The sequence below is a fragment of the Modicisalibacter luteus DSM 23508 genome (genome assembly GCF_000378505.1).
Lineage (GTDB): Bacteria > Pseudomonadota > Gammaproteobacteria > Pseudomonadales > Halomonadaceae > Modicisalibacter > Modicisalibacter luteus.
On record NZ_KB899999.1, the window covers coordinates 105,799 to 118,689 of the forward strand.

The window sequence follows — 12,891 nt, forward strand, 5'->3', positions numbered from 1 at the left end:
TTGAATCAGCCCTCTTCCGTGTTGAGTTTTTCGGCTTCCGCTTCGGCCTCTTCGGGAAAACTGTGCCGTGTCACTATCCACTCATCCTTGGGATCGTCATCGTAACGGCTATCCACTACCAGCCACTCGGGCAATGGCGAGTCAGCATCATGGTTCGCTTCGGAGTGGCGTACGACATAGAGAGGCATGAGTCATCCTTGAGACGTAACGTGTCGCCTTCCTGGCGTTGACTGTTGAGCGCTAAGCAACGCAATCGATATCTGCAGGCAAAAGCCTCACGAAGGGTAGCGCGTTTACGAAACGCATGTGTCGCTTTTTTGTGACAAAAACGTCACAAAACGCTTGCGACGGCTTCTTCACCCCTGCTTGGGTAATGGTCCTTTCGCGCCTCTTCACGAAGATAGCCAATGAGTTCCTGAGCCGCTGATGGAAGCACCTCGCCGCGTCGGCTGACGATACCGTAGTAGTCCAATGGCTTGCCGATGACGCGATTCAGGATGACATATTGCCCACCCTCCAACGGGCGTCGTAGTACCGAACGAGGCAGAACCGCCAGCGAATCCGAAGTCTGGAGCAGTTGCAGGGTCGCCTGGATGGACGTCGTCTCGATGATATTGGCTGGCGTAGGGACACCTTCCTCGGCCAGGGCCGCCTCGAAAACGCCCCGCATGGGACTGCTCAAGGGGTGCAACACCCAGGGCCAGCGGCTGAGTTCGGCCAGCCCCGGCACCTTGCCCTGCACAACCAAGGGATGGTCCCGGCGAACCACGACCCGTAACGGCTCGTCCAGTAGCGGCTCGAAATCGAATAGGTTGTGCTGGCTGACATGGGTCAGCCGCCCGATGACCAGGTCGAGACGCTTGTGCTCCAGGTCCAGCAACAGCCGATCGCTGGTCTGTTCCTGCAGGCTGACCGATAGCCGGGGCCGGCGCCGTTTCAGACAGGCGATAGCGGCCGGCAGGATCTCCGGCGCAGCCGCCGCGATCGCACCAACCAGCAGATGACCGTACCCACCTTCTCTTAGGTCATTGATGTCGTCGACCAGGCGTTCGGCGTCGTTGAGCAGGATTCGAGCGTGCCGAATGACCTGTTCGCCCAGTTCGGTCGGATGCATGGCGCGAGGTAGCCGCTCGAACAAAGCGAAGCCGAAATAATCCTCAAGATCCTTGAGCATCTTGCTGGCCGCTGGCTGGCTAAGGTACATGGCGCGAGCCGCAACATGCATGTTGCGGCTTTCGGCCAGGTAGGTAAGCAGCATCAAGTGCTTGAACCGCAGCCAGCCGCATAGGTGTAACGTGGAAAGCTTATCCATGATGGGTTCCGGAGGCGGGACAGGGCATCGATAACTCAAGGGAATCACAATGACACAAACTTCGATTGGATTGTAATTGCATTGTCGCCATAGCCTTGAGCTGGACAGGCTCCTCCAGGTCCGTTGGGGAGCCCGAAGAACAAAGAACAATGCCCGCAGATCGGGTGACGGAGCGATACATGCCAGCCGTAATCAATTACCTGACCAAGATCGTGTTCGGTGAAGGGGCCCTAGATAGCCTTGCCGAGGAGCTCGCCCAACTGGGCGTTACCGCCCCACTGCTCGTCACCGACAAGGGCCTCGTGCAAAGCGGGCTCATCGAGCGGGTCGAACGAGCCATTCCCGGCTCCGGCCAACGGCCTGTCTATGACGAGACTCCGCCCAATCCGACCGAAGTTGCAGTGGAAGCGGCCTTGGCACTGTATGAGCAGCATGGCTGCGATGGCATCGTGGCGGTAGGCGGTGGGTCGAGCATCGACCTGGCGAAAGGGGTGTCGCTGCTGGCCACCCATTCCGCCCCATTACGTCAGTACGCCTTGATCGAGGGCGGCGCGTCACGCATCACTGCCGCCACGTTGCCACTCATTGCCATTCCCACCACAGCGGGCACAGGGAGCGAGGTAGGCCGTGGAGCGCTGATTTCCATGCGTGACCAGCGCAAGCTGGGGTTCATTTCACCACACCTGATTCCTTCGGTCGCCATCTGCGACCCGCTCATGACCCTGTCACTTCCCGCCTGGCTGACTGCCGCCACCGGTATGGACGCGATCGCGCACTGCGTGGAGACCTACCTCAGCCCACGCATCAACCCGCCTGCCGAGGCCATCGCTCTGGATGGACTGCGTCGCGCCATGGGCAATCTTCGCACAGCTTATCGCCATGGCGACGACCTTCAGGCACGCAGCGAGATGATGATGGCAGCCGTGGAAGGCGCACTCGCCTTTCAGAAGGGTTTGGGGGCCGTGCATTCCCTATCGCATGCCCTTGGCGGTTTCCACGCGCTCAAACTGCACCACGGTACGCTCAACTCCCTGCTGCTTCCTGCCGTACTACGCTACAACGCGCCTGCCTGCGAAGAGAAATACGCTCAGCTACGCGTTGCCATGGGACTTGCCCCGGACGCGGACGTGGCCGCGGCCTTCGAGGCGCTGCACCAGGAACTGGGCTTGCCCAATAGCCTGGCCGAGCTGGGCGTGACGCATGAGCAACTCGACCAGGCCGCCCAGTGGGCCGTGGAGGATCACTCCACTGCAACCAACCCGAGGCCCGCCACCCGGGAAGATTTCCTGAACATGTTGATGGAAGTTTACGAAGCCCGATAGCGCGTTGTCCCACCGCGCTCCCCAGATGCAAGACGGCCCCAACAGGACGTTGCGGGCCGAACAAATGCAGCAAGGATGCTGCACCCTGCGTACCCGGTCTGATAGAAGCGTGCCCGGCCAGGCGCAGGTATAGACCAATGTCTACCTATAATGAATATTGCGCACAATGTTCATTTAAAACTAAGGTGAATACGCGCACCGCTTAATTTCAACAATAACGAGGACGCCTCCATGACAGCCAGCAACAAGAAGACCGCACTCAAGGGCACGGCCGCAGCCCTCCTTCTGGCACTATCCGGCACGGCCTTCGCCGAATATCCCGAAAAGCCAATCACCATCATCGTTCCCTGGGCCGCCGGCGGGGGAACGGATGCCACGGCACGTACCATTGCCAGTGCACTGGAAGAAGAACTCGGACAGACGATCAACGTCGTCAACCGCACCGGCGGCAGCGGTGTCGTCGGCCATACCGCCATGGCTACGGCCAAGCCCGACGGCTATACCCTCGGTCTGGTCACCGGCGAAATAAATATGATGCACTGGCTGGGGCTGACCGACCTCACCTACGAGGACTACACCCCGGTCGGTCAGATCAACTTTGACTACGCCGGTGTCCAGGTTGCAGAAGATGCCCCCTTCGACTCGCTGGATCAGTTGCTCAGCTCCATCAAGGAACAGCCGGCCGGCACCTATAACGCTTCCGGTACCGGCCTTGGCGGTGTCTGGCACCTGGCCTTCGCCGGCTTCTTGCTGGATCAAGGCATCGAGCCCAACAAGGTGCCATGGATTCCCAGCCAAGGGGCCGCCCCGGCCATGACCGAGCTCGTATCAGGCGGTATCGACATCGTGCCCAGTTCGGTGCCCGAAGCTCGCTCCATGATCGAAGCCGGCAAGGTACAGAGCCTGGGCATCATGGCACCTGAGCGTCTGGACAGTTTCCCCGATGTACCCACCGTTCAGGAAGCCATCGGCAGCGACTACACGATCGGCGAATGGCGCGGCATTGCCGGCCCCAAGGGCATGGATCAGGAGATCGTCGACAAACTCGAAAAAGCACTGGAGGCGGCCTACAACAGCGAGACCTATCAGGGCTTCATGGCCAAGCAGGGCTTCGGTACAGAATGGCGTAATGCTGAAGACTTCGCGCAGATGATGGCTGAAATGGACCAGGAATACGGCAGCATCATCGAAAGTATCGGTCTGAAAAAATAATAAGGGCTTCCCATGAAAGACGTTTTGTTAGGGCTGTGTTTCATGGTGGCAGGCATCGTCACGATCTACGTCGCCCGGCAATATCCCACGATGCCCAGCCTGCAGTACGGCCCGTCTCTGTTTCCCTCCCTCATCGGGGGAGGGTTTTTTCTGGGAGGCCTGGTTCTCGCGGTCAGCCAGGTCCCGACACTGCGCCAGCACGCCAGTGAGGATCGTATCGCCTGGAGCATCGATTACCAGGCCATCCTCGTCGCTCTGCTCCCCTGCGTCCTGATCGTGTTCTACATCCTGGCCAGTGACTACCTGGGGACAGCTATCAGCCTGGCCACGATGATGTTCGTACTGATGCTGGTCCGCAGAACACCAGTGGTTCTGGCATTGGGTGTCTCAGTGGTCGCCTCCCTGATCATCTATTTCATTTTCTCACGCTATCTGCTGATACCCCTTCCCGAAGGGCTGTTGAGCGTTGGGGGTTAACTCATGGATGCACTGCTCCAAGGGCTTCAGCTCGTTTTCAACGGCCAAACGCTGCTGGTGATTCTCGCCGCGGCGGCGTTCGGCATCTTCGTCGGTGCCGTTCCCGGGTTGACGGCGACCATGGCCGTGGCGCTGCTGGTCCCGATCACGTTCTACATGGACCCCACGCCGGCTATCGCGGCGATTGTCACTACCTCGGCCATGGCCATCTTCGCCGGTGACATTCCCGGCACCTACCTGAATATTCCGGGCACGCCTGCATCCGCCGCCTACGTTGGCGAGTCCTCGCTGCTGGCCAAGAAGGGGCGTGCCCGGGAGACCTTGGGGACCAATCTTGTCTGCTCTGTATTCGGTGGTCTGTTCGGCACCGTTATCCTGGTCTTCGTCTCACCTTCGCTGGCGGAGGTCGCACTGAAGTTCAGTTCTTACGAATACTTCTGGCTGGCCCTGTTGGGGCTGAGCAGTTCGATCTTCATTTCGATCGGCTCCAAGACCAAGGCCTTCCTCTCGCTGATGATCGGCCTGCTCCTGTCCACCGTGGGCCTGGACATGATGAGTGGGGCGCCGCGCTTCACCTTCGGCATTCCTGACCTGATGGCGGGGATCAACTTCATCCCGGTGATGATCGGCATGTTCGCGCTCAACGAGATCATGAGCTTCTACGGTTCGCGTAACGAAGTCCGCAACCCGCCATCACTCAGCAAGGACAAGGTGTTCGGGCAGGTGCCCGTTCATGTGAAGAAGTACTGGCGCAACATGCTGCGTGGCAGCTCCCTGGGCACGCTGATCGGTGCCCTTCCCGGCGCTGGCGCGGACATTGCGGCCTGGATCGCCTACGCCGTCGGCAAGAGCCGTTCGAAGGACAGGGCGGCCTACGGCACGGGACATATCGAAGGCATCGTCGATGCCAGCTCCGCCAACAACTCGGGCATCAGCGGGGCCTGGGTACCTGCGCTGGTGTTCGGCATTCCCGGCGATTCGATCACCGCCATCGTGATCGGCGTGCTGTACATGAAAGGGATGAATCCCGGGCCGACGATCTTCATGGAGGGCAGCGGTCTGGTGTACTCGCTGTTCGTGGTGTTCTTCGTCGCCAACCTGATCATGCTCCCGATCGGCTACCTGGCCATCAAGTCCTCCAAGGTCTTCATCCTGACACCTCGCAAGATTCTGATGCCGATCATCCTGTGCTTCTGCATCGTCGGCGCCTTCTCGATCAACAACTCGATTACCGATGTATGGATCATGCTGCTTGTCGGTATCGTTGCCTACATCCTGGCGCGCTGCGACTTTCCCATGGCTCCCGCCATTCTCGGCCTGGTGTTGGGTACCACGCTGGAAAACAGCTTCATGAGTTCAATGCTCAAGTCCAATGGCGACCTGCTGAGCTTCTTCTCACGCCCGATCAGCGCTTCGTTGGGCGCTCTGGTCATCCTGGTCTGGCTCTCTCCGCTGCTGGTGCGCCTCTATCAGCGCTACAAGGCGCCCCATACCAATCACACGCCGAGGTCATCATGACACGCTACCCTGCCGACCAACTCAACCGCTGGCTGGTCACGCTTTTCGAAGAGAACGGCGCAGCCCGGGACGTCGCCGAAACGACGGCACGCCTCCTGGTCGAAGGTGATCTGCTCGGCCATCACACGCATGGCGTGAAGCTGGCCAACGGCTACCTGAACGATCTCAAGGCCGGCCACGCCTGTGGCGATCCACAGCGTCTGGTCATCGACCAGGGTAGCCCGGTTGCGGCGTTGTTCGATGGCAACTACCTGCTTGGCCCCTATCTGGTCCAGCGCGCGCTGGACCACTGCCGCGAGGCCGCCAAGGTCTACGGTATCGGAATCGTCAGTCTCAAACGCTCGCATCATATCGCCTGTCTGGCGTCCTACCTGGCGCCATTGGTCGAGGAAAACCTGGTCCCGATCATCATGACCTCGGACCCGGCAGTCGCTTCGGTGGCGCCCTTCGGGGGGACCGAGCGGGTCTACACCCCCAACCCGCTGGCCATCGGCATTCCCGGCCGCGAGCAGCCAATCCTGATCGATGTCAGCATGTCGACCATTACCAACGGCAGCGTCAACAAGGCGCGCGCCGCAGGAGAGAAACTCGACCACCACGCCATTCTTACCGCGCAGGGTACGGTGAGTGACGACCCCGAGGATTTCTTCGCGCCACCGGGCGGCAGTATTCTGCCGCTGGGAGGCATGGAATTCGGGCACAAGGGCTTCGCGCTTGGTCTGATGGTCGAGGCGCTTACCTCGGCACTCAGCGGCTTCGGCCGCAAGGATGGCCCCACCGGCTGGGGCGCTTCGGTGATGGTCATGGTCATCGATCCCGCACGTTTCGGTGGCACCGAGGCCTTCCTCGACGAAACCGATCACCTCGTGCGAAGCTGCCTGGTTGCCGGCCAGATCGATCCACAGCAGCCGGTTCGCCTTCCTGGCCAGTCCGGCCTGCGTCGCCGCGCCGACTACCTCCGCGATGGCATTCCGTTGCCAGGGGATGTGGTCGCGGAATTGCAGAAAGCCATCAACGACTCGTCCCTGCAGGGCAGCGTCGAGCTGGGTTAACAACGGTGTCTAGAGGAGAATTCCATGACTTCCAGTGCCACTCTCGGCCTGCTCGGGACAGGCATCATGGGCGCCCCCATGGCGGTACGGCTGGCACGTGCCGGCTATACCGTGAAGGCCTGGAACCGTAGCCGCGACAAGGCGGCTGCGCTCGAGGCCGATGGTGTTTCGGTGTGCGACGAGCCCGCCCAGGCAGGGCGGGATGCAGACGTGGTCATCATCATGCTGAGCTCCGGCCAGGTATGCGATGACATCCTCTTCGGCGACGCGGCCCTGCTCGATGCCATGCGAGCGGGAAGCACCCTGATTGTGATGAGCTCGATTCCGGTGGAAACCGCCAGACGTCAGGCCGCAGAGGCACAGATGCGGGGCGTCCGCTATCTGGACGCACCGGTTTCCGGTGGAGAGAAAGGCGCCATCGACGGCACGCTGGCGATCATGGCCGGTGGCGACAAGGCAACCTTCGATGATGTCTGCGCCGTGCTGGCCCACCTGGGCAATCCGGTGCACGTGGGCCCGGCGGGCAGCGGCGAACTGGCCAAGCTGGCCAACCAGATGATCGTGGGAAACACCATCGCCACGGTGGCGGAGGCCCTGCTGCTAGCCGAGCGCGGCGGGGCCGACCCCGCCAAGGTTCGCGAGGCGCTGCTCGGCGGCTTCGCCGACTCCACCATCCTGCGCGCGCATGGCCAGCGTATGCTCGATGGCGATTTCCAGCCCGGCGGTCCCGCCAAGTGGCAGTACAAGGACACGTCCACGGCCGTGGCACTGATGGCGTCGATGGATCTCGACCTGCCGGTTACCCGCCTGGTCGATGCGCTGTTCCAGGCCATGGTCGAGCATGGCGATGGCGATCTCGATCACAGTGGCCTGATTCGCGAGTTGCGTCGGCACAACGCGCTACCGGTGTAGACTCATCGTGGCTGGACGAGACGCTCAGTCCCTTTCATCCCAGCGCAGATAGGCAGGCAGATCGACCTGCGCAGTCTCGCGAAACGCCGCCAGCCGTGCCTGCACCTTGCCTTCCGAGCGCGCCAAGTGTGAATGCAAGGCCCGCCCGGCCTGGTCCGGCCGACGGGCAAGCATCTTCTCGAAGACGGCCCGGTGCTCGTCGAAGAAGGGGTCTTCGGCAGGCATGTCGAACAGGGCACCCAGCAGGTGCTTGCTGACCAGCAGAATGGGACGTGTCCGGCGCAGCATCCCCAGGATTTCCGGGTTACCCCCACGGGCAACCGCCTCGTGGTGCAGGTCGTTCTCGAGCGCATCGAGGGTGGAGCCCGGGACGTTGGGGTACTGTCGCGCCGCATCCTCGAGACGATCGAGAAACTGCGTGATCTCCGACTCGGGCATGACCTGACAGGCCTGCCCGATCATGAACGGTTCAAGCTGCAGACGCGCTTCATAAAGATGGTGAAGACGTGACTCATCGAGGGGAACCACGCTCCAGCTGGTGTACTTGGCCTTCTCAACGACCCCCAGTGACTGCAGGTGCAGCAGGATGCGGTGCGTCACGGTCCGGCTGACCTTGAGCGTCTTGGCCAATTGCAGCTCATTGAGTTCGAGCCGCCCCTTCATCGAGCACAGCACGACATCCCGTTCCACCGTTTCCGCCATTGAGCGCCAGGCATCCTTGCGCTCAATGGCGGCCCGTCCGCCCACCACGCGAAAGTCCCCTGCCGTCAGGGTGCGACGAATGATATCGCCGGGGTGACGTCCTACCAGGTAGCCCCGCCCCTCGAAGCGACTGATCGCCCCCTCCTCGTGCAACCGCCCCAGCGTCTGGCGCACCGGCGAGCGGCTCATGCCGAACACCTTGGCAATGTTGCCCTCGAGCAATACCAGGCCGGGCTCCAGATGCCCCCGTTCGATGCTGTTGGCCAACGCCTGGTAAAGCTGTTCCTGCAAGGTCTTGGTCATGCCTCTCCCGTTAGGATGCGGTTCAATCTATCGTGTGCCCTGGACTCGGCAGGCGGTCAGGTCACAGCGCCCACCATCCACGGCACGAACTCGTTGCTGCCGTAGCCCAGCGATTCGCTGGCGCTCAGTTCACCGGATGCCACGGCAATGATCCGCTCGAAGATCTCGACACCGACCTCCTCGACACTGGCATGTCCCTCGACGATGACGCCGCAGTTGATGTCCATGTCTTCCTGCATCAGCTCGTACATGTGCGTATTGGTGGCAAGCTTGAGACAGGGTGAGGGCTTGAAGCCGGATACCGAGCCACGCCCGGTAGTGAAGCAGACCACATTGGCGCCCGACGCGATCTGCCCGGTCACCGACACCGGATCATAGCCCGGGCTGTCCATGAAGTTGAAGCCGGCGACTCGACGTGGCTCGGCATACTCCAGCACGTCGTTGAGGCTGCTGGCGCCGCCCTTGGCCACTGCCCCCAGGGACTTCTCGAGGATGGTGGTCAGCCCGCCAGCCTTGTTGCCGGGCGAGGGATTGTTGTTCAACTCGGCGCCGTTGATCTCGGTGTAATGTTTCCACCAGGCGATACGCTCCAGCAACTTGGTGGCCACTCGCTCGTCAATGGCCCGATCCAGCAGCAGGTGCTCGGCACCGTAGATCTCGGGCGTCTCGCTGAGAATGGCGCTGCCGCCATGCCCGACGATCAGGTCGGCCGCGTGGCCCAGTGCGGGGTTGGCCGTGATGCCCGAGTAACCGTCAGACCCACCACATTGCAGGGCCACGCTCAGGTGACTCAGCGGTGCCGGCTTCCGCTCGGCAGCGCCAAAGCTGCGCGCCATCTCTAATATCTTGTCACGGGCCAAGCCAATGCTGGCTCGGGTGCCGCCGACCTGCTGAATATTGAAATAGAAAATGCGTGAGCTGTCCGATAGCCCTGATTTTTCGACCAGTTGCTTGACCTGATTGGTCTCGCAGCCGAGCCCGATGATCAGCACGAAGGCAAAGTTGGGATGGCGGGCATAACCGGCAATGACCCGTTCCAGAAAGGCAAACCCCTCCGACTCGGTATTCATGGCGCATCCCGAACCGTGCGTCACCGGAACGACCCCGTCGTAGCCTAGCTGGCGAATCTCTTCAGACGTATTGAGCGCCTCGGCCGCCATCTTCGCCACGGTGGCGGAGCAGTTCACGGTGGAGAGAATGCCGATATAGTTGCGCGTGCCGACCTGACCATCTGCGCGATGGTAACCATTGAAGGTCCTGTCGCTCACGGTCACGGGCGTCGGCGACGCCGGACGAAAACCCTCCAGCGAAGTCTCACGCTCCAGCATGACCACGTTGTGCGTGTGAACATGCTCGCCAAGGGCAATGTCGCGGCTGGCACGGCCGATGACCTGACCATACTTGACGATATTCTCGCCGCTGGCGATGTCGGTCAGCGCGACCTTATGGCCTGCATCGACGTTCTGTCGGGCCAGATGTCCTCCATCGTCAATGGGAGTGGATTCTGCCAGGGCGCGGGCAGCTACACCGACATTGTCATTGGCATGCAAGCGAATGACAGCTGGCGAGTGATGAATGAGTTCCATGGTTGCCTCGTCACGGTCAAGGGAAGCCTGACTCCATATAATGACTTTTGTACGCAAAGTTCAACAATTACCATACAAAAACTCTTTCCCTACTCCGATAACCTAGCCTGATCGGACAAATAAAATATCGATTGGTCGGTTATCGATAGTAGCACTAGCCTCTAGGGCTGTTCCCACTCATCACGCTTGAGCCACCCACACGACCCGGGAAGCACCGCCATGCCCACCATTACCCATTTGGAAGCCCGCGATACGCGTTTTCCCACCTCGCGCCATCTGGACGGCTCGGACGCCATGAACGCCGCGCCGGATTACTCGGCAGCCTATGTCATCCTCTCCACCGATGCCGGCGACGGCCTCACCGGCCATGGCCTGACCTTCACCATCGGCCGAGGCAACGACGTCTGCGTCGCCGCCATCGAGGCGCTGGCGTCTCGCATCGTCGGTCAGGATCTGGATAGCATCACTGCGAACATGGGACGCTTCTGGCGCGACCTGACCAGCGGCGACAGCCAGTTGCGCTGGCTGGGTCCCGAGAAGGGAGTCATTCATCTGGCCGCTGCCGCCATCATCAATGCCGTATGGGATCTGTGGGCCAAGCGCGAAGGCAAGCCGGTCTGGAAATTGCTCGCCGACATGTCACCTGAAGAACTGGTCAACTGCCTCGACTTTCGCTTCGTCACGGATGTGCTCACCCCCCAGGAAGCCACTGCCCTGCTGCGACGGCATGTGGACACCCGTCGTGAACGCGAGCGGGAAATGCGTGAGCTGGGCTACCCCGGCTACACGACCTCGGCAGGCTGGCTGGGCTACAGCGAGGACAAGGTGCGCCAGTTGGCCCGTGACGCCCTGGCGGAAGGCTGGGAGCACTTCAAGCAGAAGGTCGGCGGGAACCTGGATGAAGACCGTCGCCGGGCCCAGATCCTGCGCGAGGAGATCGGCTGGCAGCGCTCACTGATGATCGATGCCAACCAGGTCTGGGACGTCGACGAGGCCGTCGCCAATGTACGAAACCTGGCCGAATACGCCCCATTATGGATCGAGGAGCCAACAAGTCCCGATGATATCCTCGGCCATGCCGAGATCCGCCGCCGTGTGGCGCCGATCGGCGTGGCGACCGGCGAGCACTGCCATAACCGGGTCATGTTCAAGCAGCTGTTCCAAGCCGGCGCCATTGACTACTGCCAGCTCGATGCAGCACGCCTGGGCGGGCTGAACGAGGTACTGCTGGTAGTGCTGATGGCGGCCAAGTTCGGCGTTCCGGTCTGCCCGCATGGTGGCGGGGTCGGCCTTTGCGAGTACACCCAGCATATCTCCCTGTTCGACTATATCTGTGTGTCAGCCTCGCTGGAGGGCCGTCTGCTCGAGTATGTCGATCACCTGCACGAACACTTTGTCGATCCGGTGCGCATCCATCGCGGGCGTTACCTGGTTCCCGAGGCGCCCGGCTACAGCATCACCATGCATGACGCCTCGCTGGAAGCCCACCAGTACCCTCACGGAGAGGCCTGGCGCTGAACCTTGCCGAATCGCGGCGCCGTGATAGCGCCGCGATTCACGACATGCCGCTGCTAGAACGTGCCGGGATAGCTGCCCCCGTCCAGCAGAATGTTCTGCCCGGTCATGTAGCCGGCATGCATACTGCACAGGAAGGCGCAGAATGCCCCGAATTCCTCGGCAGAGCCGAAGCGTTGCGCGGGGATCCCCTGGCGGCGCTGGTCACGAATCGCCTCGACATCCTCCCCCGATGCCTTGGAAGCGGCCTCGAGCGTCTTGTGCAATCGCTCGGTATCGAAGGGCCCTGGCAGCAGGTTGTTGATCGTCACATTGTTGCCAGCCAGCCGTGGCTGCCGAGCCAGCCCGGCGATAAAGCCCGTCAGCCCGCTACGCGCCCCATTGGACAGCCCCAAGGTGTCGATAGGCGCTTTCACCGCACCGGAGGTGATATTGATCACCCGCCCATAGCCGCGCGATGCCATGTCGTCCACGGTCGCCTTGATCAGCTCAATCGGCGTGATCATGTTGGCGTCCACTGCACTCACCCAGTCGTCACGCGTCCAGTCCCGGAAGTCACCCGGAGGTGGTCCGCCATTATTGTTGACCAGAATATCCACCTGAGGGCAGGCAGCCAGAATATCGGCGCGCACCTCGGGCGTACCGATGTCTCCTGCCACAGTATGAATCTCGATGCCGGGGTTCTCTGCGCGTAACTCGTCAGCAGTGGCTTCCAGCGCCTCGACGCCCCGGGCGTTGAGTACCAGATTCACGCCCTCCTTCGCCAGAGCGTTCGCGCACCCCTTCCCCAGCCCACGACTTGCTGCCCCGATCACGGCCCAGCGGCCGGCGATACCTAGATCCATGGAAAGCTCCTGACTGTTGTTGTAGAGAAGAAATACAGACCCTACCCCGAAACCTCGCACCGGTCATTGTCGGATGCATTGTCGGCCAATGCCTGCGCCTGCTCTCGAGGCGATAGCTTGCAGGTACCTGCCATT

At 61.4% G+C, this 12,891-nt stretch carries 12 protein-coding genes; 7 read left to right on the top strand and 5 right to left on the bottom strand.

The window, feature by feature from the left end; genetic code table 11:
* Positions 1-5: 5 nt before the first annotated feature.
* Both F568_RS0116240 and F568_RS0116245 read right to left on the bottom strand, forming a co-directional pair.
* A complete protein-coding gene (locus F568_RS0116240; protein ID WP_019019814.1) occupies positions 6-188 on the bottom strand; it encodes a hypothetical protein in 183 nt (60 codons plus the stop codon).
* A 143-nt stretch (positions 189-331) separates the two neighbouring features.
* The gene (locus tag F568_RS0116245; protein WP_019019815.1) at positions 332-1,312 is read right to left on the bottom strand and encodes a LysR family transcriptional regulator; all 981 of its coding nucleotides are present in this window, start codon (positions 1,310-1,312) and stop codon (positions 332-334) included.
* Positions 1,313-1,491: 179 nt separating this feature from the next.
* Here F568_RS0116245 and gbd point away from each other — a divergent pair, with 179 nt between their 5' ends.
* The 6 genes from gbd to F568_RS0116275 all read left to right on the top strand — a co-directional run bounded on the left by gbd (position 1,492) and on the right by F568_RS0116275 (position 7,805).
* On the top strand, positions 1,492-2,634 hold the full coding sequence (gene gbd, locus F568_RS0116250) for a 4-hydroxybutyrate dehydrogenase (RefSeq protein WP_019019816.1): 1,143 nt from the start codon (positions 1,492-1,494) through the stop codon (positions 2,632-2,634).
* A 231-nt stretch (positions 2,635-2,865) separates the two neighbouring features.
* Positions 2,866-3,846: a tripartite tricarboxylate transporter substrate binding protein gene (locus tag F568_RS0116255; RefSeq protein WP_019019817.1), complete on the top strand. Its 981-nt coding sequence runs from the start codon at positions 2,866-2,868 to the stop codon at positions 3,844-3,846.
* Positions 3,847-3,858: 12 nt separating this feature from the next.
* Complete coding sequence (locus tag F568_RS0116260) at positions 3,859-4,323, top strand: tripartite tricarboxylate transporter TctB family protein (protein WP_026300599.1); 465 nt, start codon at positions 3,859-3,861, stop codon at positions 4,321-4,323.
* Positions 4,324-4,326: 3 nt separating this feature from the next.
* Entirely contained in the window at positions 4,327-5,841 is a 1,515-nt protein-coding gene (locus F568_RS0116265; RefSeq protein ID WP_019019819.1) for a tripartite tricarboxylate transporter permease, read from the top strand.
* Complete coding sequence (locus F568_RS0116270; RefSeq protein ID WP_019019820.1) at positions 5,838-6,893, top strand: Ldh family oxidoreductase; 1,056 nt, start codon at positions 5,838-5,840, stop codon at positions 6,891-6,893. Before F568_RS0116265 ends, F568_RS0116270 begins: the two co-directional genes overlap by 4 nt.
* Positions 6,894-6,917: 24 nt before the next feature.
* Entirely contained in the window at positions 6,918-7,805 is an 888-nt protein-coding gene (locus F568_RS0116275; protein WP_019019821.1) for an NAD(P)-dependent oxidoreductase, read from the top strand.
* Between the two features lie 24 nt (positions 7,806-7,829).
* Here the strand turns inward: F568_RS0116275 and F568_RS0116280 are convergent, their stop codons facing one another.
* Together F568_RS0116280 and F568_RS0116285 are read right to left on the bottom strand one after the other, a co-directional pair.
* Entirely contained in the window at positions 7,830-8,810 is a 981-nt protein-coding gene (locus F568_RS0116280; RefSeq protein ID WP_019019822.1) for a GntR family transcriptional regulator, read from the bottom strand.
* A 56-nt stretch (positions 8,811-8,866) separates the two neighbouring features.
* Positions 8,867-10,396 carry a UxaA family hydrolase gene (locus F568_RS0116285; RefSeq protein WP_019019823.1) on the bottom strand — a complete coding sequence of 510 codons (1,530 nt, stop codon included), beginning with the start codon at positions 10,394-10,396 and terminating at the stop codon, positions 8,867-8,869.
* A 219-nt stretch (positions 10,397-10,615) separates the two neighbouring features.
* On the opposite strand from F568_RS0116285, the gene F568_RS0116290 reads away from it, so the two are divergent.
* Positions 10,616-11,914, top strand: coding sequence for an L-fuconate dehydratase (locus tag F568_RS0116290; RefSeq protein WP_019019824.1), 1,299 nt, complete (start codon positions 10,616-10,618; stop codon positions 11,912-11,914).
* Positions 11,915-11,967: 53 nt separating this feature from the next.
* On the opposite strand, the gene F568_RS0116295 is transcribed toward F568_RS0116290, so the two are convergent.
* Positions 11,968-12,756, bottom strand: coding sequence for an SDR family oxidoreductase (locus F568_RS0116295; RefSeq protein WP_019019825.1), 789 nt, complete (start codon positions 12,754-12,756; stop codon positions 11,968-11,970).
* Positions 12,757-12,891: the final 135 nt, after the last annotated feature.

Coding starts and splice junctions, on each gene's coding strand:
- F568_RS0116240 (WP_019019814.1), bottom strand. CDS start 188: ATGCCTCTCTATGTCGTACGCCACTCCGAAGCGAACCATGATGCTGAC.
- F568_RS0116245 (WP_019019815.1), bottom strand. CDS start 1,312: ATGGATAAGCTTTCCACGTTACACCTATGCGGCTGGCTGCGGTTCAAG.
- gbd (WP_019019816.1), top strand. CDS start 1,492: ATGCCAGCCGTAATCAATTACCTGACCAAGATCGTGTTCGGTGAAGGG.
- F568_RS0116255 (WP_019019817.1), top strand. CDS start 2,866: ATGACAGCCAGCAACAAGAAGACCGCACTCAAGGGCACGGCCGCAGCC.
- F568_RS0116260 (WP_026300599.1), top strand. CDS start 3,859: ATGAAAGACGTTTTGTTAGGGCTGTGTTTCATGGTGGCAGGCATCGTC.
- F568_RS0116265 (WP_019019819.1), top strand. CDS start 4,327: ATGGATGCACTGCTCCAAGGGCTTCAGCTCGTTTTCAACGGCCAAACG.
- F568_RS0116270 (WP_019019820.1), top strand. CDS start 5,838: ATGACACGCTACCCTGCCGACCAACTCAACCGCTGGCTGGTCACGCTT.
- F568_RS0116275 (WP_019019821.1), top strand. CDS start 6,918: ATGACTTCCAGTGCCACTCTCGGCCTGCTCGGGACAGGCATCATGGGC.
- F568_RS0116280 (WP_019019822.1), bottom strand. CDS start 8,810: ATGACCAAGACCTTGCAGGAACAGCTTTACCAGGCGTTGGCCAACAGC.
- F568_RS0116285 (WP_019019823.1), bottom strand. CDS start 10,396: ATGGAACTCATTCATCACTCGCCAGCTGTCATTCGCTTGCATGCCAAT.
- F568_RS0116290 (WP_019019824.1), top strand. CDS start 10,616: ATGCCCACCATTACCCATTTGGAAGCCCGCGATACGCGTTTTCCCACC.
- F568_RS0116295 (WP_019019825.1), bottom strand. CDS start 12,756: ATGGATCTAGGTATCGCCGGCCGCTGGGCCGTGATCGGGGCAGCAAGT.